This is a genomic window from Paenibacillus agri, from assembly GCF_013359945.1.
In the GTDB taxonomy this organism is placed as follows: Bacteria; Bacillota; Bacilli; order Paenibacillales; family Paenibacillaceae; genus Paenibacillus_AQ; species Paenibacillus_AQ agri.
In genome coordinates this window covers 394,881-421,252 of the sequence record NZ_JABWCS010000221.1, presented here as the reverse complement: position 1 = coordinate 421,252, position 26,372 = coordinate 394,881, and the positions used below count along the sequence as shown (strand labels likewise).

26 protein-coding genes are annotated in these 26,372 nt (G+C 47.6%); 7 read left to right on the top strand and 19 right to left on the bottom strand.

The genetic code is table 11. From position 1 onward, the window contains the following. Nucleotides 1–17 precede the first annotated feature (17 nt). The 7 genes from HPT30_RS28665 to HPT30_RS28635 form a co-directional block, all read right to left on the bottom strand. Entirely contained in the window at nucleotides 18–1,358 is a 1,341-nt protein-coding gene (locus HPT30_RS28665) for a sensor histidine kinase (RefSeq protein ID WP_175374657.1), read from the bottom strand. Nucleotide 1,359: 1 nt separating this feature from the next. Next, complete coding sequence (locus HPT30_RS28660; RefSeq protein WP_175374656.1) at nucleotides 1,360–2,085, bottom strand: response regulator transcription factor; 726 nt, start codon at nucleotides 2,083–2,085, stop codon at nucleotides 1,360–1,362. A 149-nt stretch (nucleotides 2,086–2,234) separates the two neighbouring features. Then, nucleotides 2,235–2,870 (bottom strand): hypothetical protein, encoded by a 636-nt coding sequence (locus HPT30_RS28655; RefSeq protein WP_175374655.1) that lies wholly within the window; start codon nucleotides 2,868–2,870, stop codon nucleotides 2,235–2,237. Nucleotides 2,871–2,989: 119 nt separating this feature from the next. Further along, nucleotides 2,990–3,337: a hypothetical protein gene (locus HPT30_RS28650; protein WP_175374654.1), complete on the bottom strand. Its 348-nt coding sequence runs from the start codon at nucleotides 3,335–3,337 to the stop codon at nucleotides 2,990–2,992. A 256-nt stretch (nucleotides 3,338–3,593) separates the two neighbouring features. Next, nucleotides 3,594–4,565, bottom strand: coding sequence for an alpha/beta hydrolase fold domain-containing protein (locus tag HPT30_RS28645; protein ID WP_175374653.1), 972 nt, complete (start codon nucleotides 4,563–4,565; stop codon nucleotides 3,594–3,596). A 42-nt stretch (nucleotides 4,566–4,607) separates the two neighbouring features. Next, nucleotides 4,608–5,621 carry an alpha/beta hydrolase fold domain-containing protein gene (locus tag HPT30_RS28640; protein ID WP_175374652.1) on the bottom strand — a complete coding sequence of 338 codons (1,014 nt, stop codon included), beginning with the start codon at nucleotides 5,619–5,621 and terminating at the stop codon, nucleotides 4,608–4,610. A gap of 271 nt (nucleotides 5,622–5,892) precedes the next feature. Next, nucleotides 5,893–6,816: a LysR family transcriptional regulator gene (locus HPT30_RS28635; protein ID WP_175374651.1), complete on the bottom strand. Its 924-nt coding sequence runs from the start codon at nucleotides 6,814–6,816 to the stop codon at nucleotides 5,893–5,895. Nucleotides 6,817–7,129: 313 nt separating this feature from the next. Here HPT30_RS28635 and HPT30_RS28630 point away from each other — a divergent pair, with 313 nt between their 5' ends. Next, complete coding sequence (locus HPT30_RS28630; protein WP_175374650.1) at nucleotides 7,130–8,272, top strand: VanZ family protein; 1,143 nt, start codon at nucleotides 7,130–7,132, stop codon at nucleotides 8,270–8,272. Between the two features lie 176 nt (nucleotides 8,273–8,448). Beyond that, complete coding sequence (locus HPT30_RS28625; RefSeq protein ID WP_175374649.1) at nucleotides 8,449–9,621, top strand: serine hydrolase domain-containing protein; 1,173 nt, start codon at nucleotides 8,449–8,451, stop codon at nucleotides 9,619–9,621. A gap of 235 nt (nucleotides 9,622–9,856) precedes the next feature. On the opposite strand, the gene HPT30_RS28620 is transcribed toward HPT30_RS28625, so the two are convergent. After that, nucleotides 9,857–10,615: an exodeoxyribonuclease III gene (locus HPT30_RS28620; protein WP_175374648.1), complete on the bottom strand. Its 759-nt coding sequence runs from the start codon at nucleotides 10,613–10,615 to the stop codon at nucleotides 9,857–9,859. A gap of 409 nt (nucleotides 10,616–11,024) precedes the next feature. On the opposite strand from HPT30_RS28620, the gene HPT30_RS28615 reads away from it, so the two are divergent. After that, entirely contained in the window at nucleotides 11,025–12,188 is a 1,164-nt protein-coding gene (locus HPT30_RS28615) for an MFS transporter (RefSeq protein ID WP_175374647.1), read from the top strand. A gap of 122 nt (nucleotides 12,189–12,310) precedes the next feature. After that, entirely contained in the window at nucleotides 12,311–12,598 is a 288-nt protein-coding gene (locus tag HPT30_RS28610) for a hypothetical protein (RefSeq protein ID WP_175374834.1), read from the top strand. A gap of 127 nt (nucleotides 12,599–12,725) precedes the next feature. On the opposite strand, the gene HPT30_RS28605 is transcribed toward HPT30_RS28610, so the two are convergent. Next, the gene (locus HPT30_RS28605; RefSeq protein ID WP_175374646.1) at nucleotides 12,726–13,577 is read right to left on the bottom strand and encodes a helix-turn-helix transcriptional regulator; all 852 of its coding nucleotides are present in this window, start codon (nucleotides 13,575–13,577) and stop codon (nucleotides 12,726–12,728) included. A gap of 124 nt (nucleotides 13,578–13,701) precedes the next feature. Here HPT30_RS28605 and fabF point away from each other — a divergent pair, with 124 nt between their 5' ends. Then, complete coding sequence (fabF, locus tag HPT30_RS28600) at nucleotides 13,702–14,940, top strand: beta-ketoacyl-ACP synthase II (RefSeq protein WP_175374645.1); 1,239 nt, start codon at nucleotides 13,702–13,704, stop codon at nucleotides 14,938–14,940. 165 nt (nucleotides 14,941–15,105) lie between these two features. On the opposite strand, the gene HPT30_RS28595 is transcribed toward fabF, so the two are convergent. The 3 genes from HPT30_RS28595 to HPT30_RS28585 form a co-directional block, all read right to left on the bottom strand. Beyond that, complete coding sequence (locus tag HPT30_RS28595; RefSeq protein WP_175374644.1) at nucleotides 15,106–15,375, bottom strand: NifU N-terminal domain-containing protein; 270 nt, start codon at nucleotides 15,373–15,375, stop codon at nucleotides 15,106–15,108. Between the two features lie 75 nt (nucleotides 15,376–15,450). Beyond that, nucleotides 15,451–16,197, bottom strand: a complete 747-nt coding sequence (locus HPT30_RS28590; protein WP_175374643.1) for a VOC family protein — start codon at nucleotides 16,195–16,197, stop codon at nucleotides 15,451–15,453. Nucleotides 16,198–16,503: 306 nt separating this feature from the next. Beyond that, nucleotides 16,504–17,571 (bottom strand): ABC transporter ATP-binding protein, encoded by a 1,068-nt coding sequence (locus tag HPT30_RS28585; RefSeq protein ID WP_066370345.1) that lies wholly within the window; start codon nucleotides 17,569–17,571, stop codon nucleotides 16,504–16,506. 234 nt (nucleotides 17,572–17,805) lie between these two features. On the opposite strand from HPT30_RS28585, the gene fabV reads away from it, so the two are divergent. After that, on the top strand, nucleotides 17,806–18,996 hold the full coding sequence (fabV, locus tag HPT30_RS28580; RefSeq protein WP_175374642.1) for an enoyl-ACP reductase FabV: 1,191 nt from the start codon (nucleotides 17,806–17,808) through the stop codon (nucleotides 18,994–18,996). A gap of 115 nt (nucleotides 18,997–19,111) precedes the next feature. Here fabV and HPT30_RS28575 read toward each other — a convergent pair whose 3' ends face one another. The 5 genes from HPT30_RS28575 to HPT30_RS28555 all read right to left on the bottom strand — a co-directional run bounded on the left by HPT30_RS28575 (nucleotide 19,112) and on the right by HPT30_RS28555 (nucleotide 24,219). Continuing rightward, nucleotides 19,112–20,080: a phosphotransferase family protein gene (locus HPT30_RS28575; RefSeq protein WP_175374641.1), complete on the bottom strand. Its 969-nt coding sequence runs from the start codon at nucleotides 20,078–20,080 to the stop codon at nucleotides 19,112–19,114. Between the two features lie 153 nt (nucleotides 20,081–20,233). Beyond that, complete coding sequence (locus HPT30_RS28570) at nucleotides 20,234–21,202, bottom strand: sugar phosphate isomerase/epimerase family protein (protein ID WP_066370351.1); 969 nt, start codon at nucleotides 21,200–21,202, stop codon at nucleotides 20,234–20,236. A 30-nt stretch (nucleotides 21,203–21,232) separates the two neighbouring features. After that, on the bottom strand, nucleotides 21,233–22,315 hold the full coding sequence (locus HPT30_RS28565) for a Gfo/Idh/MocA family protein (RefSeq protein WP_175374640.1): 1,083 nt from the start codon (nucleotides 22,313–22,315) through the stop codon (nucleotides 21,233–21,235). Between the two features lie 46 nt (nucleotides 22,316–22,361). Then, nucleotides 22,362–23,459, bottom strand: a complete 1,098-nt coding sequence (locus HPT30_RS28560; RefSeq protein ID WP_175374639.1) for a Gfo/Idh/MocA family protein — start codon at nucleotides 23,457–23,459, stop codon at nucleotides 22,362–22,364. Then, nucleotides 23,452–24,219, bottom strand: a complete 768-nt coding sequence (locus HPT30_RS28555) for a sugar phosphate isomerase/epimerase family protein (RefSeq protein WP_175374638.1) — start codon at nucleotides 24,217–24,219, stop codon at nucleotides 23,452–23,454. Before HPT30_RS28555 ends, HPT30_RS28560 begins: the two co-directional genes overlap by 8 nt. 315 nt (nucleotides 24,220–24,534) lie before the next feature. On the opposite strand from HPT30_RS28555, the gene HPT30_RS28550 reads away from it, so the two are divergent. Further along, nucleotides 24,535–25,353 carry a helix-turn-helix domain-containing protein gene (locus tag HPT30_RS28550; protein ID WP_175374637.1) on the top strand — a complete coding sequence of 273 codons (819 nt, stop codon included), beginning with the start codon at nucleotides 24,535–24,537 and terminating at the stop codon, nucleotides 25,351–25,353. Here HPT30_RS28550 and brfA read toward each other — a convergent pair. After that, on the bottom strand, nucleotides 25,350–25,601 hold the full coding sequence (gene brfA / locus HPT30_RS28545) for a ribosome rescue factor BrfA (protein ID WP_175374636.1): 252 nt from the start codon (nucleotides 25,599–25,601) through the stop codon (nucleotides 25,350–25,352). The genes HPT30_RS28550 and brfA overlap by 4 nt on opposite strands. Before the next feature lie 115 nt (nucleotides 25,602–25,716). Then, entirely contained in the window at nucleotides 25,717–26,160 is a 444-nt protein-coding gene (locus tag HPT30_RS28540) for a LytA/YqiH family protein (protein ID WP_175374635.1), read from the bottom strand. Between the last annotated feature and the right edge of the window lie 212 nt (nucleotides 26,161–26,372).

Below are 26,372 nucleotides of genomic sequence, written 5' to 3'. Positions count from 1 at the left end.
CAAATGCTATGCCGAATCTACCCGCTCTTAGGAAACTCATCCTCATATTTTAAAAAGCTAAAGCAAGCCCCTCCAAGTGATGAACGGGTATAGCTCAATTCCCCGTTTAACCTAGCCGCGATTCCCCGGCTTATCGCAAGTCCCAGTCCAGTTACACCATTGGAACCGGTATAAAAGCGTTGAAATACAGCTTCTTGCTCCTCGTCATTCAGACCAGGGCCGTCATCTTCAACATGGATAGCCCAGGCGGTTCCAGTTCCAGGACCTTCAATCACCACTTTAACCCGGCTCGACGTATGTCTGACGGCATTCTGCAGCAGGTTGAGCAGAATACGGAATAGCTGCTCACCGGGAATCATCACCTGTAGTCCAGCCCCTTCGAGTTCCATCCTGACATTCCGCTCTGCAGCAGCAGGCAGGAGAAGCTGTACCGCTTCCTCCGCAATGCTTCTAAGGTCCAGTGCTTCGGCGGGCCAGTGCTCGTCGACTGCTTCCAGCCGCGAGAGCTGAAGCAGCTTGTCGACCATATCCATGAGCCGTTGGGATTGAACGGTAATGATGTTCAGCCCCTCTTCCTGGGAGACGACCTGATCTTGAATAGCATATACAAAGCCGTGAATGGACATCAGCGGTGTCTTCAGTTCATGGGATACATTCTGCAAAAATTCAATCTGGTTGCGTTGATGCAGCCGGATACGGCCGGACATGGAGTGAAAGGTTGTGATCAGTTCGCCAATCTCGGTCCGATCTCCTTCGGGAAAATCCTGGCTCTGGGCGCGATTCGGCTCATAGCTTCTTACCGCCTCTTTCAAGCGGTTCAACGGACGAACGACCCGTGATACGGTCAGAAGTCCGATGACCAGTATACCAAAAAAGCTCGCGGCAATCGACAGCAGCGTGGTCCGCATCAGCGATCCATACAAAGCTCTTAGCGAGGAGAGCGGAGAATAAACAAAAATACGATAAGGCAGCCCTCTTACCGATTCCTCATTGTAAAGCACTTTTTTGCCGTGGAGCGTAGTGATTCCTTCGCTGGCCGCCACCGAATCATGTAGCGTCTTCCCTTCCTGTCTGGTATCGCTGGCGTCGATAATCTTGTTATGACTGTCAAGCAGAAGATAGTCGGCATTCATCATCAGGCCTTTCACAACAAAGCGAAATTCAGTGCTGCTCAGACCATCAATATCCCCTTCGTGCAGAATCCTGGCTGCCTTCAGTGCTTGAACATGCAATTGGGACTTCACTTGGTTCACCAGGATATCATCAATCAGGCGTACAAACAGTACCACGGTGATCCCGACCGTAACCAGCATGGCAATGAACAGGGAGAGCAGCATTTTACCCCGGATCGTCCTCATGCTATACCTTCCGCACTATGGCTTTATAGCCAAAGCCCCATACTGTATCGATCTGTAACATCGAATCCAGCTCACCCAGCTTTTTGCGGATTCGCTTCACTAGATCATCCACCACTCTTACATCGCCAAAAAAATCATATTTCCACACCTGTTGAATCAGATGCTCACGTTCAAAGGGACGTTCAATATGCATAGCCAGAAACATCAGCAGCTCAAACTCCCGCGAAGTCAGGCTAAGTGAGATGTTACCCACAGTTATTTTACGAAACTCGGGTTGAATCTCAACATTACCGAATTTGTAAATACTTTCACTATTCTCATGTACGGAAACTTCCTCTGTAGCAGCAATGCCCCCTGACCCTCCTGACTTGGCCAGACGAAGCATCGCTTTGACACGACCTACCAATTCGCGGGGATTGAAGGGCTTGCTTAGAAAATCACTGCAACCTAGCTCCAGCCCCTGAATACGATCATTCTCTTCACCCCGCGCCGAGATCATAATAATCGGCATTTCGGTAAAGCTGCGCAGTTCCGTTAACAGACTTAGCCCGTTAATTCCGGGCATCATAATATCCAGGATGAGACAGTCCGGAGTGTTGGCGCGGACATGCTCCACCAAATTGTGGCCGCTGGAAAAGGAGGTTACATCATAGGTTTCCTTACGTAAATACTCGGAGAGCAACTGCAGAATGAAAAGATCGTCGTCCACGACTACTATTTTGCTCATAATACCTAGCCCCTTCACCGTTCGTTGTTCAAAAATCTGTTCTTTCAGGTTATCATAAATGACAATAGACGGGTATCCCTTTTACGGTCCCGTCTATTGCCTAATATTGCACTATTATTTATTTTATAACTGTGACCTAGTTGCTAATCTTATTTCTTTTTAGGTTGAACAATTACCGGATTCGCGGCAGTTTCCTTTTTAGGCGTGCTTTTTACCGGAGCTTTCGCCACTGGTTTTTTCACTATTGGTTTTTTAGCCACCGTTTTTTTCGCTACTGTTTTTCTAGCCACTGTTTTTTTCGCTACTGGTTTCTTAGCTACTCTTTTTTTGGCAACAGTTTTCTTCACAGGAGCTTTTTTGGTAGTTTTAGATTTTGCTTTAGTTGGTGTTGCTTTAGCTGTTTTAGCCTTTGCAGGAGTTGCTTTAGCAGTTGTAGTTTTTGCTGGAGTCGCTTTAGTTGGTGTTGCTTTTGCAGGCGTTGCTTTAGTTGTTGCGGTTTTGGCTGGTGTAGCTTTGACAGGTGTTGTTGCTGGTGTAGACTTCTCAGGTGTAGTAGTTTTTGGTGCAGTAGCAGTCTTGTTTGTTTCTGGTTTGACAGCAGTCGTTTGGGGCGGAGTGACTTTAGCGCTTGAAACTGGCTTGGTAGAAGTTGTTGCAGGCGTTACAGTTTTTACAATTGGGGTAGCCGGTTTAACCGGTCCTGCTGCCGCAAACGCGCTAGTCGCTCCACCCAGTACACTCACTACTGCCATAACCGAGATTACTTTTTTTGTCCATTTGTTCATCTTGAAACACCTCTTTCTTTAAAGTATCTTCATCTTAGCAGGCGGTTACGGCATTTCTGTGGGAAAAATATGAGAAAAGTATATGAAAAAAGGCCGCAGCAGTCTGCGACCTTTCTAAGCTATTTTTTATCCACTTGAAGCAAAGTTACTGTCTTTAACGTATACGTATGATGGATACGCTCATCTGAGATCACGTTCAGCTTCACAAGACTTGCCACTTTGGCCGGGTCTGCTCTGGACAGCAAACGCCACACCTCGGGGTCAGACAGCGTCTCATAGAGTTTGGCATCATCGTATTCTTTACGGTTCTGTACAACAAGCTTGACCTTATAACTCCCAAGCTCGGCATCACTGGAATCCTGGCTGCTACAATAGGCGATTATCTCTTCCCGAAGTCCCGCCAGTTCCTTCTCAATCTCTTTCTGCTTCTGCTTGAGTTTATAGTATTGCTGTACCTTCTTCTCCATTGCATCACGCTCCTCTCTTACATATCTATGCTGGAAGAGTTCATTAAGGCGTGTTTTTAAATTAAAAAACGGCCTGCCATAGTAAACTTTTCACATGAGAAAACGATACGCAATATGCGATGAGCAATGACGTACTGCCGCCAGAACGAAACGTCAAGGTACTAGTAACGAGCAACAGCGGCAGGTATGACTGAACATTCAATCATAGACTGCCGCTGTTTTCATTATACCAGTTTTTAATTATGGTCCTTTCAAATTAAAGCAAATCCAGCGCCTTCAACAGCGCGTACTCACTGGATTTGGCACCCTCCTTGGAGAAATGCGCTTCGGTAAACATGCCAGACAAGTGGTGATAACCGGGGTACACATGTAGCTCGGCCAGCACGCCATCATAAATCAGCTGCTTGGCGAATAGTAAGCTCTCGTCTATAAACAAATCAACAGAACCTATACCTATATAAGTAGGCGGGAATCCGGCGAGCGATTTTGCTCGTGCAGGCGCATAATACCCGCTAACGCCTACCTGACCCGGCTCATGCCCCAATACCGATTTCCAGCCAAAATAATCATCTTGTTTGGTCCAGAAAAATTCACCGGCATAGGGATGTTCCGTGGCAAGACTTGTCCGGTCATCCAGCATCGGACTATCCAGTCTTAGATGATGGATCTCGAACTCCTTTTGATCACGGATGTACAGGGCCGTCCCTGCTGCCAACCCGCCGCCAGCGCTTGCACCTGCGAGCGCGACTTTCTGAGGATCAATTCCAAGCTCTTCTGCGTGTTCGATGCACCATTTGAGACCCGAATAACAATCTTGCAGTTGACTCGGCTGAACATACTCCGGTGCCAGTCCGTAATCCACAGATACACCGCAAAAACCGTGCTTCGCCGCTAAGAGCGCATTCCCCGGACGGTCAAAGGCCGGACTCCCCATCACCATTCCCCCGCCATGAATCGAGTAATACAAGGGCATGCGATCATGCTTGGGATGCTTGGGCTTAATCATCTCGATCCGAACTTCCCGTTCTCCAAAATAACTTGGCACCCACTTCTCTTCAATTGTTACCGGGAACATCTGCGTGACATCGATGTCCGGCATCATTTGGGACTGCTGGCTGCGTGATTCTGCCAGTGCGGATTCGCTGAGCGCTTCGGTTCGTCTCGAGGCAATCGATCCGCTCACTTCAGAATCAATCAGATGAATGCTTCTGCTATTGTATTTACTCATTCTCAACATCTCCTTATATCGTCAGGGTTCAGGTGAAATGGCTTAGAAAACCTGTTTAATTACATCATCAAGAGCTTTATCCGCCTCAGGGATCGGGAAAATGATCCAGGCGTGGAACATTTCCGGGTATTCAGTATAATTAATTGCTATCCCCTGTTCATCAGCCATTGCTTTCAGTTTTCTTGCGTCTGGAAGGAAGATCTCGTGCGTCCCTACATAGACCGATATCTTCCCTAAGCTTTTGAGATCTCCATAAATCGGGCTGAGAAGATAATTTTTCAGGTCATCTCCGCCTGCATACAATTTTGCCGCTCTTAGCAGGGACGCTTTGGACAATACCGGATCAACCTTTTCTAAATCATCAATATCAGGGTTGGACATGGAAGCATCCAGCCATGGCGAGAACAATATAATATCGCTAGGCTGAGGAAGCTTCTCCTTATTCAGCAGCTCCGCAAGTCCCAATGCCAGTCCTCCGCCGGCGGAATCCCCCATCACGATCAAATGGTCAGGAGCAGTAGTAGTCAATGCTTTATTGTATAGCTTCAACAACATTGGGAACGTATCGTAATAAGGTTGAGCTTGGGCCAGAGGATAGATTGGAACGATCACTGTGCTTCCGGTTTTGTTGATTAGTTTGGATATCAACTGCCAATGGAAAGCGGAAATTTCGTTGGTGTAACCTCCGCCATGCAAATAAAATATGCTTTTCCCGGAGCCACCGCTTTTAGGAGCTAGTGTATAGTATTTCAACCCGTCATCTTGAGTTTCCTCACTTACGCTGAACTCTTTACGCAGCTTTTTGCTAGGGTCAGCTTCTTTGCCTGGATTATACGGTTGCTTTTCAATGGCTGCATCTTTAGAGCCGGAATCGCTTTTGTTCACAAGCTCCAGAAACGTAGCGAAAGCATTGTAGCGTAGACTTGTCGACACTTCGCCCCCACGCGGTCTAACAAAATACAAAAGAGTAACAAGAATCACTAAAATCAAAACGCCTATGCCGATATATAAATACTTTATCTTACTTTTTTTCTTTCTTTTATCTGTATTCTCCATGTGTTAGTTCTCCTTAGAGGCTATCAATTTGCAATCGTAGTTTAAGTCGTCCCCATCCCAATTACCTTTTAAGCATTCATCTCATTCCCTTAAAGTGTGCTAGCAACACATGAGTCCATTCTAAGAGAACTCACAATATAATTGAAATATATAATAGTTATACATAATATAATCTAAAGTCATACCTATTTCTAAGGTCACAATAATCAAGGAAAATATCAGAACTTGTGTACGACAAATAACCTTCAGGAACTGAAGGCTATCGGAGCACCTATTTTATTTCATATAACCCGCTCTGGTCCATTTCTTCATCACTCACGAAGTCAATAAATTTGCGGCCCAGAAGGGACAGGGACTTGGATCGCTTATACAATATGGAAATATGTCTGTGAGGCATCTCTTTATCAAGTTGTAATCGGGTCATATTCCCGTTCTTGATAAAGTTGTCGGCAAACATAGCCGGAACGATGCCAACAGCCAGGTTTCTCATAACGAAGGGAATGATCATGGATGAAGTTCTAACATTGTAATCGGGCTCGAAGAGTATTCCTTGTTCCTTGAACCAATGATCAAGAAAATCACGGCTGCTGGTTCCTTTTTCAATCGTGACGACCGGATACTTGCAAATTTCCCGGGCTGTCACTACTCTATTCGTTAATTCAGGGTACCCGGTACCTACGATAAACACATCATTGAAACTCCGTACGTTTTTTAACGTTAGCCCCTCTTGATCTCTCACCGGTGTTACAACTACGGCCAAATCCGCATTTCCACTATGTACCAGTTGAACAGCTTCAGGCGTTAAGCCCCCCATAATATCAATATGGACGTTGGGGAATTGCTCACGAAACCGTTCAATTTTGGGAAGCAAAAAATCATATAGCGCAGTTTCGGTCGTGCCGATCTTTAGCCGCCCAGATTCAAAGGAAGCCATGCGCTGAAGCTCCTTCTCACCACTCATTAATCCATCAAACGCTTCTGTAACGTGTTTATAAAAGGCTTCGCCTTCATTCGTTAATTTCATACCCTTGGATGTCCGGACAAATAAAGCACAGCCTAGATGATGTTCGAGCTTTCGAATGGATCTGGTAATAGCTGGCTGAGATATGAACAACGCTGTTGCTGCCTTTGTCGTGCTCTCCAGGTTCGCCACATAATAGAATGCCCGTAAATATTCCAGATTAAAATCAAGCAACCGCAATCCCCCCTTTTCATAATCTACAGTATAAGTTATGAACATTATGAATTTGATTCAAGTTAACATAGGACCTATGCTGGACGCAAATCGTAGCCCTATTTTTTATTATCAACATGTTAAAATATTCTAGTCTTCTATCAGATCTTACTGGGGCGTGCCTTCAAACTATAAAAACGGCCAAAAGCATGGTAAACTTTTCACATGAGAAGAAGAGCCTTCTTATCTCTGGGGCTCTATTTTGTTATGGCCACATTAAGTTTGAAGACATATCCTAAATAAGGATGCAAAAAAACTGAATGGCAGGTGTATCATGTTTCAATCGTATTTGTTTCCTATCTCTTATGCCTTTATGACGTTTCCAATTGCAGCACTGTTCTTTACGCTCCCATTTATGATCGTCCAATATCGCAGACATGGCTATATCCATAAGGTTAGGGCATTAATGCTGTACCTGCTCCTGCTCTACTTGATGAACGCATTCTATCTGGTCCTTCTCCCACTTCCGGCTTCCCGGCATAATCTGCCGCCAACCGGCAACTCGATCCAGAGCATTCCCTTCCAATTTGTTCAGGATATCATGCAAAGTTTCCGTGCAGGATCTGCGGATGCTCCAAAGTCCTACTGGTCCATACTGAGTGAACCAGCTTTTCTTCAGGTTCTGTTCAATGCTCTTCTAACGGTGCCTTTTGGCATGTTTCTGAATTATTATTTCCGTACCCGCTGGGTGGTCTGTCTCATGTTGTCTTTTAGCTTATCTCTCTTCTTCGAAGTCACACAAATTACAGGAATCTATGGTTTCTACGACCATCCTTACCGTGTCTTTGATGTGGATGATCTCATGGCGAACACGCTCGGCGGAATTCTCGGCTTCCGGGCAGCTTCTTGGATATCAGGATTGCTTCCAAAGATTGAACAGCTCGATGCGGAGGCCAATCTTGTAGACAAAAGGGTAACTTTCCTACGGCGAAGTATCGCGTTTATGATGGACATTGGCGTAGTCTTCCTTTTCTACCTGGCACTTCGCTTCCTTTACGTACCAGGTGCCTATTGGATTGCAACAGGGGTCTACTATATCCTGCTGCCGTGGCTGACTAACGGGCGAACCGTTGGCAAATGGGTTGTACGAATTCATCTGCAAGGATTAAATGGAGCAAAAATCTCCCTCTGGGGGCTACTTAAGCGATACGGGGTACTTTATTGGGCATTCTTTGGTCTGCAAGTGCTGCTCCTTGAACCGAAGGTAGTAGATCTCTTATCTTCTGCATGGTATTTACGGTTACAAGGATTGTTCCTGCTGGTCGACCTTCTATTCTTTATTCATCTCATAATCAGGGTCTTCAAGAAAGACTCCCTGCTGTTCTATGAGAGCATCAGCGGAACCATACATGCTATTTCCTGGCCGGAGAAAATAGGGTCCCAAACAGAGGATATACCCCCAGTTTCTGTGAATTAAAGATTGTTCATCGCAATGGAAATTTATTACAATAGATGAAGCAACATATTCAGAGCTGAGGAGAGAATAGAATTACATCTAGTATAGATGTAAGCCTGCCAAGAAGCCATCCTGAAGCACTTGGTATAGACTCTAGGGCGATCGAACGTTTTCTTGCCGCTATAAGCAGCAGTGGAGTGGAACTACATAGCTTTATGTTGCTCCGGCACGGCAAGGTTGCCGCTGAGGGCTGGTGGAATCCCTACAGTGCAGATCTTCCACACGCCCTGTATTCGGTCAGTAAGAGCTTCACCTCAACGGCTGTAGGTTTTGCTGTAAAAGAGAAGCTTCTCACGGTAGATGATCTCGTTATTTCATTCTTCCCTGAAGACTTGCCAGAGAAGGTCTCCCCTTATTTGGAACGACTGGCGATCAAGCACTTACTCATGATGGCCTCCGGACATACGCAAGACATTACGGAGACCATGAGCCAACAGCCTGATGGCAACTGGGTCAAAGCTTTTTTCGGGGTCCCTCTGGAGAAAGAACCTGGCACTTATTTTCTTTATAATAACGGAGCTACCTATATGTTGTCCGCCATTATCCAAAAGGTCAGCGGTCAGAGTCTCCTAGACTATCTGAAGCCTAGACTGTTCGCACCGCTCGGCATTGTTAACCCGGTTTGGGACACTTGTCCACGCGGAATCAGTGCAGGTGCGTTTGGCCTCAGTGTGATAACAGAAGACATCGCTAAGCTGGGACTGCTATACCTGCAACAAGGAGTATGGAACGGAGAACGCCTTCTGGAGGAAGAATGGATACAAGCTGCAACCACGAAGCAAATTGACAATGGTGATAACCCAGATAGCGACTGGAACCAAGGTTATGGCTATCAATTCTGGCAGTGTCGCCATCAAGCTTACCGTGGTGACGGCTTCTTCGGCCAGTTTTGCCTGGTTATGCCGGAGCAACAAGCCGTGATCGCCATTACAGGCGCACAAGGCGATATGCAGATTGTTCTGAACACGATCTGGGATCATCTGCTCCCAGCGATGGAACCTGAGCCGTTAGCTTCAAATGAGGCCGAAGCAGAACGGGTTGCTGCTCAATTAAGAGAGCTGGCGATTCTTCCGCCCCATGGTTTGAATTGTTCGGAAAATGAGAAAGTGATGAACGGACAAATTTATAAACTGGAGGATCCACATGGCTGGCAATCATTTTCTGTAACCTTCACCGGGAATGAAGCCATGATTACAATGATCCACAAGGAAAATTCATATATTACTAGAGCCGGCCGGAGTGCTTGGCTGGCGGGAAGAAGCAGTTTAATAGAGGAAAAAGATCTTAAAGTAGTCAGTTCCTTCACCTGAAAGGACGCAGATACGTTTGAATACACGATCCGGTTTATTGAAACAGCTGTCCTCATCACAGTGGAAGTAAAAGTGGATGGACAAACCATTGCGCTGAAGGAAAAAGTTAACGTGGTTCCTGATACAGATAACCGTGAAGCCATAATCGGAAGAATATAGTTCTCCAGCCTCTCTCTTTTAATTACAGACAGGGCGCTCCGCACCATTGTACATGGCTGCCGGAACGCCCTTTTTGTTATAACTCCTCAACAACCAGTGTAATCGGGCAATGATCACTGCCCAGCACATGACATTCAATGCCTGCGGATACCAGCTGCGAGGCCAATCTGGCCGAAGCCAGGAAGTAATCGATACGCCAGCCGACATTCCGTTCTCTCACTTTTGGCATATAGGACCACCAGGTGTAAGCCCCCTCAAGCTCAGGATAAAAGGTTCTGAACGTGTCTATAAAGCCGGCGTCTAGCAGTTCTGTCATCTTGCCCCGTTCCTCATCCGTGAACCCGGAATTACCCCGATTAGCCTTAGCATTTTTAAGATCGATATCCTCATGAGCGACATTGAGGTCTCCGCACACAATGACCGGCTTGATGGCATCCAGTCCCTGCAAATAGCTACGGAAGCGATCCTCCCACTCTAACCGGTAATCCAGCCGGGCAAGGTCTCGCTTGGCGTTAGGCGTATATACATTTACCAGATAAAAGCCCCCGTATTCCAGGGTAAGGATCCGCCCTTCTGCCTCTTCATCGCTCTCCAGTCCATATCGCACACGAAGCGGCTCGACTTTACTGAATACCGCCGTCCCCGAATAGCCCTTCTTCTGCGCATAATTCCAATATTGGTGATATTCCTCATGCTGTTCCAACGAGATTTGCCCCGCCTGCAGCTTGGTTTCCTGGATACAGAAGATATCGGCATCCATCTCTTTAAAGAAATCATTAAAACCTTTGGTCACACAGGCCCTCAGGCCATTCACATTCCATGATACTAGCTTCATAATCTTATTTTCTCCATCTCTGTTGTTTTGGGTTCAACCACTGATTCTAACTTATATAAGCCGAACTTAAGATCCGAACTTAAGACTCGGTCGTCACTACGGTGGAATGTTTGGACTTCCGTCCGCTGTTGTCTCCAGATTTCTTTCAATTTTTCCGCTTTTGCGGTTGAAATCTGGAGACAGTCTATGCTTCCGATGCGAGCTTTCCTGCGGAAAACTTTCAGGCGGTCGCTTTCGCTCCTACAGTTCCAAACTTCCCCCTTCGTTCCTTCTCCTTTTTAGTTTCTTTTTTTGTTCGGTTTATATAGATTCATTATTTTCGTTTTACTCATAACCTACTGGAAAATCATGTTACAATATAAGGATGAGTCAACATAATCTATGGAATACGTGAGGGATCAGAACTTCTATGAACGCACCAAGACTTTTAAGAGGCTTTAATTTTTTGTATTTTGCATTACTGGCGATGTTTATTCCCTTTCTTCCCGTCTATTTGGGCGAACAGGGGCTGAACCCGGCCCAGATCGGATTTATAGTCGGAACCGGGGGCTTCGTCACGCTTATCGCTCAACCGTTGTGGGGGATGATCAGCGATAAAACAAAAACGATCCGCAAGGTGCTGCTGCTTCTGCTGCTGTTCTCAAGCATTCTCGGGTATTTGCTATACGATTCTACCAGCTACATCCTGCTCGTCTTGTTCGCCATGTTATTATACTTCTTCCTCATGCCGATTGATCCGCTGACTGAAAGCCTTAATTTCAGCATCGCTGAGGCGTCGGGGGTCAGTTACGGGTCCATCCGTACATATGGTGCGCTGGGATATGGAGTGACCGCTCTAGTTACCGGATATGTGATGTCTTATTGGGGCGCGCACAGCATCGCCTGGCTGTTTGCAGCCATTGGCGTAGCCAGCTTTGCTATAAGCTGGATTATGCCAGATGCGCCAGTCGCCAGCAAGCCTGTCACGCTGAGCAGTCTCAAGCAATTCCTAAGCAATAAAGAGACTTTGCTGTTCCTGGTGCTGGTCTTCATCTGCTCCGTTCCCGCTCGAATGAACGACATCTTCCTGGGCGTATACATCAAAGAACTGGGAGGTAGCCCGGAGTTGGTTGGACAGGCATGGTTCTTGGCGGCATCCAGTGAAATTGCGGTGTTCGCCCTCAGCTTCTGGTGGCTGCGCAAGGGGAAGGAACTGATTATTATCACCTTCTCGGCTGCTTTTTATTGTGTTCGCTTTCTTCTCTCAGTGTGGATTACCGATCCGCACTGGCTGGCCTACCTGCAAATTCTGCAGCTCCTGACATTCCCGGTTTTCTACTCTGCCGCGATCCAATATCTGTACCGAATTGTCCCCGTGGAATGGCGGGCTACAGGTCAGACCGTACTTGCCCTGCTGTTCTTCGGCGTATCGGGTATTCTCGCCTCTTATGCAGGCGGAGCCTTGTACAATACCTTTGGCGGTCAGACGCTATACTTGACGATTTCCATCATGTCCTTCCTGGGTATGACCGTTGGATTCCTGCTGTACCGGGTGTACGGTAAGCGGCCTCTCCGGGGAGAAGATGCTGCGTAGCTGAAGACGAGACGCTTTCGCTTAGCCCTATTAAAATGTGCTGATCTCCTAAGTCATATAAGAAGGCATTGATAGATTTTCAGCATATCATATTCTATCAAAGCGAAAAGGAGGTCATCAGAATAGCAATCTTATTACCGCAGCAATCCTTTTTTCTGCAACCTGTCGTCGGCAAATCCTATTACGAGAATCTGGCCGGAGGCATCAATGCTGCTGTTACTGTACAGAACAACTCTGCTTATCCTGTAGAGCTCGTTCTCACCCGTGTTAACGCGCCAGTGATCACTTACACAATTCCTGCTTTCAACAGTCTCACACTTTCCGTGAATAGACTACTCGTTGCCGGACTTTTAAGTACAGCTGCCGGAGCCGTATTCGGCACAATTGAAATTGCCACCTCCGATTTCTAACGCTTTACAGAGTATCCGCCCATACTCGCCCATTGAATTCCTCCTCCTTGGCATCACTGACCGCACTTTGGTTGGTGATGCTTTTAAGTATGAAGATCTGATCCTCTAACAATCCGGGCTATCCCCTCTAATTCAACTCGTGCTGCTCTAGTAATTGCTTTAGCTTCGCTTCTGTATTAGAATCTCCTGCTGGCGTATAGATACTGCAACGTAGATCCGTAGTGCCGTGCACTTGAAGCGAGGTGAGATGAAAAAGCATTTTCCCGGCCTTGGCATGCCTGAATTCAAGCACCACATCCGGCGCTGTGCTGACACGGCTCTGCTCCCAAAGCTCATTAAAATCAGGATGGGTTCCTCTCATCTCCGTAATAAAATCATCGTACCATTGGTCCTCAACGTACTGACCGTAATAGGCACGGAAAATGGACAAGTAACCGCTCACGAATTGCTCCCAATTCACTGCGAGACGCTGGAACTCCTTGCGTACAAACAACAGTCGGATCATGTTCCTTTCTTCAACAGGCAGCTTGGAAAAATTGAGAAATACATGCGCCGCTGCCTCATTCCAGCCGACAATCCCGCAACGCCGGTCCGAAATAATCGTCGGGCAATACTTCAGCTCCTGCAGAATCTTCTGTAGGGACGGGCTGATGGCCGAAGGCTCCTCTTGCGGAAGCACAGGGTTACCGGCGCCCGTCTCCAAAGCCAGCGCGAACAGATACTTTCGTTCATCCTTGGTCATCTGTAGTGCTGACGCTATACAGTCCAGTACGGACGAAGAGACCTTGATATCCCTCCCTTGCTCCAGCCAGGTATACCAGGTACTGCTGACGCCTGCCAGTTGGGCGACCTCTTCTCTCCGCAGGCCCGGTGTCCGCCGCCTTGATCCCTCTGGTAATCCCACGGATGACGGCGAAATGGCCGCCCGGCGCGCTTTTAGAAAATCGGACAGGGCCTGAAGTCTCGTCTGATTGGACATACTGTTAATCCCCTCCTTAACACTGCATTTATTATATCACTGATTATACTAGGATAAACTACAACTTGTAATAGGATATTGAAAATGAAAAAATAAACCTACACTTTATTTGGGAGGTTGCATTATGGAACGTGTAGTTATAACAGGCATGGGATTAATCTCGCCGCTAGGAAATTCGGTGGAGGAATTCTGGAATGGATTGGTTCAGGGGAAATCTGGCATCACGCAGATTACTTCTTTTGATACATCAGCATTTAAGAGCAAAATCGCGGGGGTGGTACATGACTTCGATGCAGAGTCCAGATTCGGCCGTAAGGAAGCCCGGCGAATGGACCGTTTCACTCAGTTTGCACTGGCCGCCGCAGAGGATGCCTGGAAGCATTCCGGGCTTGAGCTTGACCAAATTGACCGCGAACGGCTGGGCGTGTATGTCGGCTCAGGTGTCGGAGGCATCCAGACCCTGATGGAGCAGGAAGCTGTGCTGAAAACACGCGGCCCGCAAAAGGTCAGCCCAACACTGATTCCGATGCTGATCTCCAATATGGCGGCAGCGACGATCAGCATCAAGCTTGGGGCACTAGGACCTACATTATCCCCGGTCACAGCTTGTTCCATCGGCAATACCGCGATCGGGGAGGCGTTCCGCCTGATCCGTTATGGCGGCGCCGATGTCGTCATTTCCGGAGGTTCCGAGGCCGCGATTACAGAAATCGCGCTGGCAAGCTTCGGCAATGCCACTTCGCTCTCCACGCGCAATGACGAACCGGCCAAGGCCAGCCGCCCCTTTGACGGCAACCGGGATGGCTTTGTCATCGGTGAAGGCGGAGCAATAGTCATCCTGGAATCTCTCTCGCACGCCCTGCGCAGAAATGCCGTCATCTACGGCGAGGTCATTGGCTATGGCGCCAGCTCAGATGCCTATCATATGGTCGCCACCCATCCCGAAGGCATCGGTGCCTATCAAGCGATGAAGCTGGCCCTTGCCGAAGCAGGGGTTCAGCCGGAGGAAGTGGACGTAATTAGTGCACATGCCACCAGCACCCTTGTCGGCGACCGCTCCGAAACCATGGCGATCAAGAAGCTATTTGGCGAAGCCGCTTACCGTATCCCGATCACGGCGAACAAATCCATGACTGGACATGCTCTTGGGGCCGCGGGTGGCCTGGAAGCCATCGCTCTGATTAAAAGTCTTCAGGATGGAATCATCCCTCCTACCATCAACCAGGAAACACCTGATGAAGTGTGCGATCTGGATTATGTACCAAATACAGCCCGCAAAGCGGATCTTAATATCGGTATCTCGAACTCCTTCGGATTTGGCGGCCACAACGCAGTTATCGTGGTTCGCAAGTACGAAGAGTAACTGGTCGGTTTATAATGTAGAAATTGGGGTACAACAGCGACCGGAAGTCCAAACATTCATCGTTGTGACGAGCGAGCTTTTAAGTGGGAGAATCTTAAATTCGTCTTATCTAAAAACCCCCAGTTTCGCGTAATAGCGATAACTGGGGGTTTTGCGGTTGTTGTCTTACTCGTATACTGTTGTAAAGGCTTGCTCCACTTGCGGCAAAATTTGATCCCACTCCGCATCCGGAAGTTTGCTGACCGTCACGAAATCGCGAATGCCGAAGATATTATCGATACCTTCAATGGCCAGCAGCGCTTTTGCCAAAGGATGCTCTGTCGCATCTCCGCTTTTTAGGGATGTGCTCGAGGGTCCCTCAAAGATAGTTTGATTGGTGTTGATTTTGACCGAATTGGGATTAGGTGTGTTCTGAACATTGATTTGAATAGACATGGTACCACTCTCCTTCACAAGCCATTGTAGCACGGCTGTCCTGAATTGCCCAATTTGTACGTTTTTCTAAAGTGTCTAGGTGTTGCGTATATGGAGATTATGTATATCTATCTCCTTGCCGGCATAAAGCGGATTGCTGCATGTCAGAAGAACTTCTACTTTATAGTCACCTGCATTTACAAAACGAATCCGCTGCGCACCCAAACGAATGGTTATGCTACCACCGTTCTGCTCGTAATCATCGAATAATGCGCATATGATCCGAATGTCGTCTGCAGTTAGTGCACCATGAATGATCACCTCTGAAATCCCTGAAATGCCTTGATCCTGACTGTTCGGCACCATATATTGCTCCATAAACTTTCGAGCTTTCTCATCATTCATCTGCTGGAGAAAGAATTGAAAAGGCACGCCGGTGAACCCAGGCAGATATGCGTTACGCCAAGGCATCGTCTTGGTTAAAAGATTGAAGAACCAGCGGAACCTAAGCGGCTCCGGCGGGGTTACATCAACGCTTTGGCTGCGGAGTTTGTGATAGATGTCTTCAATGTATTCGACTTCCAAGGCGAAACCAATCAGCCCTCTATGTCCGGAGAGATATTGTGTCGTCCATTCCTGAACCCATCCCCCACCGTCCTTAGCTTTAATTCTGACGAACTCGAAGTATTCCTTCCCAATCCAGAGATTGGATACTTTGAACCCTTTTGTCCCCTTGCCCCATTTGGGCATGTAAGGCAATCCTATAGACTCGATATCGGCTATTCTCTCTTTATCTTCTTGTATGTAAGCGTCTACATTCACGACCAAGTGATCAATCTTCAAAGAATCACCTCACCTAGAATAAATTCTATTGGTAAAATATTATAAATAAAGTGTACCACAGGACAACTTCATATTTGAAATAACGGATATACAGTCCGTTAGCTCCTATTATTGAATTTCAACCTGCTAAAAGTATTGTTTTCATGAAGTAGGTTTGACAATGTCCTTTTGGCAAGCACTGATTTTTATGTTGAGATAATTTTCTATAAAACACAAAAAAACCGGGCCGCTGCTGCGACCCGATTACTATATAAGCCCCTTGCAGGACTTAAGCATTGCTATTAAAGTTAACTTGTACATCTATTGTTACAGGACTACGCCTTCGACCAAGACAGGCTGCTCATACGTGTTCTTCAGAACGCGTTGTCTCTTCTTTACCACTTCAGGCGGTTCTACAGCAGGCGCCATCGGGTGCAGCAGCCAGGACTTCACGAAATGCGTATCTGATACTTTGTAAAGTGGCGGCTCTTTCTCCATGTCAATCTGCATAGCATACGTACTACGCAGGGCAAATGCATCGCCCTTAGGCGGTTTGATCAGATCGGGAGGCGTTCCTGGAATTGCGGTAAGCAGGGAGCCCTTGCTCTCCAGACTTGGCATGGAAGCCAGCAGACCCCAAGTGTACGGATGTCTCGGATCATAGAAAATCTCTTCCGCGGTACCGGTCTCAACAATCTGACCAGCATACATTACGGCAACCCGGTCAGCCATTCTGGCAACAACCCCGAGATCATGGGTGATAAAGATAATCGAAGTACCGATCTTCTTCTGCAAATCCTTCATCAAATCCAGAATTTGCGCCTGGATCGTTACGTCGAGTGCAGTCGTTGGCTCGTCCGCAATCAGCAATTTCGGGTTAGCTGCCAGTGCCATCGCAATAACGACACGTTGACGCATCCCGCCACTGAATTCATGTGGATACTGCTGGAACCGTTTCTCAGGAGAAGGAATTCCCACAAGTGAGAGCAGTTCAATACCACGTTTGACTGCGGCTTCCTTGGTGATTTCCTCGTGCTTGAACAGCACTTCTGTAATCTGCTTACCGACCTTCATCATCGGGTTCAGCGAGGTCATCGGGTCCTGGAAGATCATACCGATCTCCTTACCACGGATCTTCTGCATTTGCTTCTGAGTCTTGCCGATTAAATCCTGTCCTTCAAACAGAATTTGTCCGCGCTTATAAGTACCTTGTGGTTCAGGTACGAGCTTCATTACCGCTTGTGAAGTTACACTCTTACCGGAACCGGATTCACCAACAATCGCAAGTGTCTCACCTTTATCTACATGGAAGCTAACACCCCGGATGGCTTGTACTTCTCCACCACGTGTGTTGAATGAAATCGCTAAGTCTTTAACCTCTAATAGGCGCTCCATCTTATCACGTCACCCTCTCAATTTCCCGAAAATTATAATAAAAAATCTCATTCCACGATGAGCAATAAGTATAATTTTATCTAGTTTTATAGCTCTACGTCAAGCGTTTTCTGAAATTAACAGGTGTTCAATTTTTATTTCAGCTTCTCCTTTGGAGAAGTCCTTGTTAAGATAAGAACGAGCTATGTCAATAGCTATTCCCCAATTCTATCATTGAAATGAGGTAACGTCATAATGATGATCAAACCGAGAACGCGCGGCTTTATTTGTACAACAGCCCATCCCGAAGGCTGCGCCGCCCAGGTGGCGGAGCAAGTGGACTATATCACCTCACAGCCGCCGATCAGCGGCCCGAAAAAGGTCCTTGTGATTGGAGCCTCAGCCGGATACGGCCTTGCTTCACGCATTGCTGCAGCCTTCGGGTCGCAGGCAGCCACTATTGGCGTCTATCGTCCAAGCACGGCTAGCGATACTCGTACAGCTTCAGCTGGCTGGTACAATTCCGCTGCTTTTGAACAGCTTGCGGCAGAAGCCGGTCTGCAATCCTACAGCATCACTGGAGATGCGTTTACCGACGAGACAAAGGCTCGAACCATTGAACTGATCCGCAGCGAGCTAGGCCAGGTCGATCTTGTTGTCTACAGTGTAGCCACCTCACGGCGGACTGATCCAGCCACTGGCATCACTCATACGTCTGTATTGAAGCCTGTTGGCCATCCATATACTAATAAGACCGTCAATTTTCATACTGGAGAAGTTGGTCTCGTGACCCTTGACCCCGCTTCTGAAGAAGAATTGGACGCCACTGTGACGGTAATGGGCGGTGACGATTGGAAGCTTTGGATCACTGCCCTTGACGAAGCCGGGGTACTGGCCGATGATGCCGCCACTGTCGCCTTCTCTTATATTGGACCTGAGCTGACCCGTGCCATCTACCGCGATGGTTCCATCGGCAAAGCCAAGGATCACCTCGAAGCAACAGCCAAAGAGATGAATGCTCAGCTGGCACCACGTGGCGGAAGAGCCTATGTAGCTGTCACAAAGGGACTAGTCACACAGTCCAGCTCCGCTCTTCCTGTCGTTCCGCTGTACATTTCCTTACTTTATAAGGTTATGAAAGAACAAGGCGTCCACGAGGACTGCATTCAGCAGGCCTATCGACTGCTCTCAGACCGTCTGTATGCTCCGGAAGGTACACCAGTGGATACAGATGGCCGTATCCGCTTGGACGATCTGGAGATGCTTCCTGCGGTCCAGGAGACCATAGCCAAGCTCTGGGACGAGATCACTACAGAGAATATCTACGAGCTGTCAGACCTTCAAGGGTACCGCCGTGAATTCTTCCAGTTGTTCGGTTTCGAGACAGAGGGCATAGATTATGAAGCTGAATCTAATCCTATTGTCAGTGTTTCCAATGTCCGCTAATCTTTGCACAAGTTTCCTTTAAAATACATCAAACAGGCCGGAATCCTCACCTCTGAGGGCTCCGGCTTATCTGGGTCACCATATACTACTATGCGCCCTAGACCACTGAATCCGCCTAATCTTCACCGCAAAACCTTCCCCAACCCTGAATGAAATTATCATGTGTCCATTTCACATGGCCTTGATCCTCATATTTCCGTGAATAGCATTCGATGACCATAATGAGATCAAAGTAGAGATCATAGAGCTTTTTGCGTGCCCGTTGGTTTGGACTATCCGTTGTCATTCCATACCCTTGATAAAAGGCTGGAGAATTCTCGTGATGTCTGAAGTAGTACTCCATCAGTTCATCCCCCCACAATGCCCGCTCCCAGTCAATGATCGCTGTAATCATCCCGTCTTTTACGAAGACATTGCCGTTCCACAGATCCCAGTGCACGAGCCTGGGCTGAGTTACTTCATCAAGAGCCGGAAGCTGTGTATCTATTCTCTCCCTAATCTCTGCGTAAGCAACAGGCAGCCTCACCCCTATTCGCTCGCCATCTCGCAGCAGATTCTCCATCATCACTCCAAAAGTTGCACGCCATGAGGATGTCAGACTGCTCTTCTCCTGATGAAAATAGCCAAAGTGTTCTCCCTTGACCTCGTTAATGAGTCTGTTATATCGCCCAATCTGTGTTTCTATCGCCTCCCTCTCCTGCGGAGAGAGACCTTCCTTGATCTCATTGTAAGGATGACCCTCAACCTTCTCCATAAAAAAATAAGGATAAGGGATAAGATTCAGACTCAGATCATAGCTGAACACCTCAGGCACCGGTACACGTCCAGTGGCACGGATCAGCTTGAGGGCTTCAACTTCGGTGCGCATAATATCTTTTTCACAGCTTAAAGTCTCTACTTCTGCCGCAGGCGCAACCTTCAGAATAACGGTTCTGCCGTCGTTTAATTCCAGATCATATCCTGTATTGAACATACCTGCGGTCAGCTCTGTACACCGGGTGATTACTATCGTCGTACCAAATGCTGACTTGACGAGCAGATCCAGCTGCACATCACTTAATTTAGGCTTGATTACACTCTCCATGAAATAACCACCCTTATTATCGATCATACTGCAGACATCTACGGAAAAATGCTTTCGGCTGCAGCAGAAAGCCGCCAGCAGCTGGCGGCTTCTTGAAGGAAACTTGCTATCTTTTATATACTACAGCTTTCTATATACTACAGCTATTGGTGATTATACCCACCACATATCAGCCAAAGGTTCTTCGATCAGAACTTGACGAAGGTTGTCAACGGCTTTAGAGAAGCCTTCTTCTACCGACATCAGACCGTCTTCGTGTTCAATACTCACGACATAATCGTAGCCTACTAGACGCAGTGCGCTGATGATATCCGCCCAAGTCTTCACATCATGACCGAATCCAACGGAACGGAATTGCCAAGCGCGGTCAAGCATATTGGTGTATGGCTGCATGTCGGTTAGTCCGTGCATGTTCACGTTCACCGGATCAATGACGGTATCCTTGGCGTGGAAGTGATGAATCGCCCCTTGACGTCCAAGAATGTGAATCGCTTGTACAGGGTCGATGCCCTGCCACCACATATGGCTTGGGTCCAGATTGGCTCCAATAACCTCGCCTGCCGCTTCTCTGAGACGAAGCAGTGTGGCCGGAGTATGTACGGAGAATCCGCCGTGCAGCTCCAGACCGATCTTCACATCATGCTGAGCAGCAAAAGCGCCCGTTTCTTTCCAGTAAGGGATTACCTTGTTCTCCCACTGCCAAGTCAGAATCTCCTGATAGTCGTTCGGCCATGGTGCTACCGGCCAGTTCGGATATTTTGCATCCTCATGGTCACCAGGACAGCCGGAGAAGGTGTTAACCACTGGAACGCCCAGCTTTTGAGCCAGCTTCACAGAGTTCACGAAATCCTCGTGATCCTTACGAGCCAGTTCTTTTTGCGGGTGCAGCGGGTTGCCGTGACAGCTCAGAGCGCTGATCGTCAGTCCGCGTGACTCTACCGCGTGCTTAAATTCTTTTAAAGCTGTCTCGTTCTCAAGCAGCAGTGCCGGATCGCAGTGGCTTTTACCCGGGTTACCCCCGGTACCAATTTCCACAGCCTTCAATCCTTTGGATGCTACGTAATCCAATGCGTCTTCCAGCTTACGGCCGCCGAAAAGAACCATAAATACGCCAAGTTTCATGATATGCCACCTCTCTATTTGGGAGAAATTTTAGTTTAGTACCAAAGATTCATACGTATCAAAATCCGTCACCGCTTGCTTGCTCCGGCTGGATTCAAAAATCGCTTCAATTAACTTCAACACACGCAATGCTTCCGTATTCTTGACGATAGGCTCTGCAGTTCCTTCAATAACATCTGCAAAGTTATCATAGAAGCCAGATGACATCTTGTAGGGTGCCGGCAATGCTTCGGTTATGGTCGCACCCTCGGAAGGAGGCGCCATCGTCTTGGTCAGACCTACGCCTGCCTTAATAGGCTTAGGTTCAACTTTAACCGAATCATGGTTTCTGGTCACGACTTTTCCAGCCAATGACCAATCCTCGATGATCGCCGTCCCTTCGATTCCTTTAACATACCATCTTGGCAGTTGAATGAAGTTCGTCGTCCCCACTTCTACCGTTGCAGTTACGCCGTTCTCGAATTGCAAGTACGCTTCAAAGCCATCATCCACCTCGTCGCCGAGAATAAAGCTCAGGCGGCTGGATACACTACTGATTTTACTATCGATAAGATAGAGCAGTTGGTCCAGCAAATGCACACCCCAGTCCAGCAGCATTCCTCCGCCGTGAGCTTCCAGATGACGCCAGTCACCCGGAATACCGTTGGCTCCATGAACACGGGATTCGATCTGGAACAGCTCCCCAATTGTGCCCTTGGCATGCATTTCCTTAATAACCAGAAAGTCTTCATCCCAGCGTCTGTTCTGATTCACCATCAGTGTACGTCCGGTTTCCTTGGAAACCGCGATCATTTCCTCAAATTCCTGACTGTTCATCGCCACCGGCTTCTCACAGATGACATGCTTGCCTGCCCGCAATGCAGAGATAGCAATGTCTTTGTGTATGTCGTTAGGTGTAGCAATCAAGATCACCTCAACCGACGGATCGGCCAGCACCTGATCAAAACTCGAATAAGAGGTATAGCCTGCTTCAACGGAGGCTTTGCGGCGATCTTCCAGCAGATCGAAAGTTCCCGTAACTTCCAGACGGCTGTTGTCCTTAATCAGTTTACTGTGATAACTGCCCATGCCCCCGAAGCCAACAATAACCAGAGAATGTTTGTTTACGCTCATCGTTTCCACCTGCTTTTATTTGAAGTATTGTTATTTTTAATATTTATTAGTTATCGGATGTTCCGTCAAAATATACCGCACGGCCAGTACGGGCTGATTCATAAACAGCCTCCAGAATTTGCGTAACTACAAATGCCTGCTCTGGTTTCACCACTGGCTCTTTATCTTCTCTAATCGCTTCCAGCCACAGACGCGCTTCACGGTCGGATGCATCCTCTTGGCCACCACTGTAAAAAGCAACGCCGCCAGAGGACAAGTCTACTTTGGTCTCGTACAAACGTCCGCCACGGTCGCCATTGATGCGCAAACCATTCGTCATATCCGCACCAGCTTCCGTACCGGCCAGCAAAGTCTTAGCCTCTCCGTACTCGGCAACATTCAGTGCCCAGCTGGATTCCAGCACAATGGTTGCACCGTTCTCCATCGTAATGAAACCAAAGGCAGAGTCTTCAACCTTGAATTCTTCAGGGTCCCACTCGCCAAAAGCGTTCCCGGCATTCTTACGGTCACCCAGCTTATGGAAGGTAGAGCCAACTACGCTGCGTGGTTTGTAGTTATCCATCATCCATAGCGTAAGGTCAAGGGCATGGGTACCGATGTCAATAAGAGGTCCGCCGCCTTGCTTCTCTTCATCAAGGAATACGCCCCATGTTGGAACCGCACGACGACGCAGCGCGATCGCTTTGGCGAAATAAATATCGCCCAGTTCACCGTTCTCACACATCGCCTTCAAATACTCGCTATCGGAACGGTAACGGTTCTGGTAAGCGATAGACAGCTTCTTGCCTGTACGTTTGGCTGCATCCAGCATTTCTTGCGCTTGAGCAGTAGTCTTCGCCATCGGCTTTTCACACATCACGTGGTTGCCAGCTTCCAGGGCAGCTACCGTAATTTCGGAGTGGCTATCATTTGGTGTACAAACATGAACAACATCGAACCCGCCGTCCTTCAGCATTTTACGGAAATCGGTATATACAGCAGCGCCTTCGGCACCGTACTTCGCGGCAGCTTCCTGAGCGCGTTCTTCAATGATATCGCAAAAAGCTACCATTTCAGCATCAGCCTGACGTGACAAGCTTGGCATATGTTTACCGTTCGAGATGCCTCCGCACCCGATAATTGCAATTTTCAACTTGTTAGACATTTATATTTCCCCCTTGATTTGCGTATGCTTTTACCCAGTTCAAACTGTCTGCTACACTTTCAAACGCTGGACGGCTGCAGTAATCCTGTTCTACAACGGCCCATTCCACACCCGCTTGCTCTGCTGCTTTCAAGATCGCAGTCAGGTTCACTTCGCCTTCGCCCAGTACAACCGTTTCCGGTGAACCGTCTTCACGTCTCTTCACATCCTTGAGATGGATGATCGGCAGGCGACCAGCGTATTTGTTGATATACTCTACGGGATCGTAGCCGGCAAAATGCACCCAGCAGGTATCGAGCTCAGCATGAAGCAGATCAGCCGGAACTTCATCAAATAGATAATCCCAAGCCGTACGACCTTCCACTTGCTCGGTAAATTCAAAATCATGGTTATGATAGGAAAGAACAGCACCGTGTTCTTTGCATTGTTCACCAATCACCCGCAGATTGGCCGCAACATCCTTCCACTTCCGGTCTTCTTCATTAAGATAAGGAACAATGAGGTTCGTATTACCGATATGCAGATTAAAAGCTACTTCCTGCTTCGCATCCTTAATCATGACATCGTATGGGCGATGTGCCCCTAATGCAACGAGTCCGGTCTCATCCAGCAGTTGCTTCACTTGTTCAGGCGTACGTCCAAAATAATTGAAGAACTCCACACCACGGTAGCCCAGGGCTGCCACTTTACGAATGGTACCTTCGAAATCTTGCTCCAGTTCTTCTCTCAGCGTATATAGCTGAAGACCAATCTTCAACATAGTCTGATCACTCCAATTGGGTTAGGGTTAACTTCTGCTGCAATCTTCATTCAGGATACCAAATCATGGATAGTATCCGAATTAACGACATGAACAATAGGGTCATGTATAAAATGAGGACATTATTTCCATATTTTTGAACTAAAAATACAAAATGCCCTTTTTCAGGCTACAGCGCCCTAATTCAGCCTTCTCTGTTCAAATTCTTTCTCTTGAACCTAGCTACATGGTAATATGAGAGCGTTTATAATAAAATGAATAATATGATTTGAACATGAACAATTTGGTTATCATTTAAAAAACATTGGAGGACTAATGATACAAGCAGCTGACTGTCATGTACTATCCGCGGGATTTTCTTTTCACCGCAAACCGTTCCGTATGTCGTTAAGCCAGGGGATTCAGTATTACCTTATTCGTCTCCAGAGCGAAGGCCGGTGCCGTGCTTTGATCGATGGAGTAATCTCTCCGGTGGAGCCAGGCGATATTATGCTGTTCACCCCTACCGCCCCCTACAATCTCATCATCGACGAAGAGGAATTTTCTCCGGGCAAACCGCGTATCGAAAGTGGGGATTATCACATTTATTGCGGAGGGAGCTGGATTGAGGAATGGTGGTACAGCAGAAAACGTCCGGATAAGGTCAGTGTACCGCTGAGCGACAACTTCCTGGGGTTATTCCGCCAGCTGGTGCTTGAGCAACGCCGCCAATCGGACTTTTCACCGGAAATCTCATCTTGCTATCTGCAAATTGTATGTATGGAAATCGACAGACTGACGACTGAGCAGCCAGCCGTTAGCCCCAAGGGGTTCCTGGCGTACCGTATGAAGCAATATATAGAAGAGCATGCGGCCATGCCGTTCAAGCTTGAGGATGTAGCAAGTCATGTCGATATCTCCGTCTCCAGGGCGGTCCATCTGTTCAAGGAAGCCTTCGGGACGAGTATCGTCAAATACCTGAACGACGTCAGACTGGAAATGGCGCGGGAGCGTATTACGTTCAGTCCGATGCCACTGGAGCATGTGGCGGAGACCTGTGGTTTTGCCAACTATACTTATTTTCACCGGATTTTCCGGAGCCGATTCGGCATGTCACCGAAAGAGTACCGGGCTCACAGCAGATCTCAGATTTAGGCTACGGCCGCGGCTGCGGCGTCTTGGCAGGTTCGTATGCGGATTTTACGCAACAAAAAAGGAGCGCCATCATGGAAGATCCGCTCCTTGTGTTTTATTTTGTTCAACTGCTGACGTTTGGTCGGGGTCACCCTTACATGCTGTGAGATCACACTGTAGTCTTCATTGGTTCTTCGCTGGTTGACGTTGCTCCAGATTCCCGCGCGCTCTGCTTTCAATAATGTTTTTTTTGTTTTTGTGCGTGCCATGCGGCGCCACTCTCCTGTTCAATATAATCATGTGATTTCCTGTACTCCTTAAGTTTAACATACTGTTAGGGAATACACAGCAGGCTGGCGGATTCTGGAGGCGGTAATAATTAGTTTAAAAAGTTGTATACTTAACCTCACCGGACTCAAGTTTCCGGATGGACAGCAGATTACACAGCAGGACTACCGGATCATCCACGAATTTCTGTTCGGTGTAAGTGATGACTACAGCATCTCCGGTCTCCAGCGAACTAATCTTCGGCTCCAGACCTTGCTTGAACTGCAAAGCTATCGGCTCGCCGTATACCGAAACTTCAACCGTATGACCATCTGCCTGCCCTTCATAGATGGCATGAACAGTCTTTTTAATCAAAGGCGTTCGCTCACGCGTAGTGATCTTCTCCTGACTATGTGCAGATGCGCTATCCTGAACTGAATGGGCAAAGGCCACTTGACCGAACAAGGTCACCAATAGAGCAGACAGTATCAACGGGATGGCCACAATATGTTTTGAACTGCGCTTGTTTCCGGTTAATTTCTTGAAGTTCTTTGTATTCATAGCTGCACCTCTTCATGTATGGCGTATTGTAAGCTTGAACGAACAGGAATTCCAGTGCACTGTATCTTTCATATAACCGGATTAGCCATTTTTCAAACGAAGGGACAAGCTTTCTAGTGTTTACGGCCTAGTATATTATAGTATTTAGACTTGGCTTTTATACCAAATTGAGGAGAGAATTACTATAAAAAATACAGACCCTCCTAGAATCA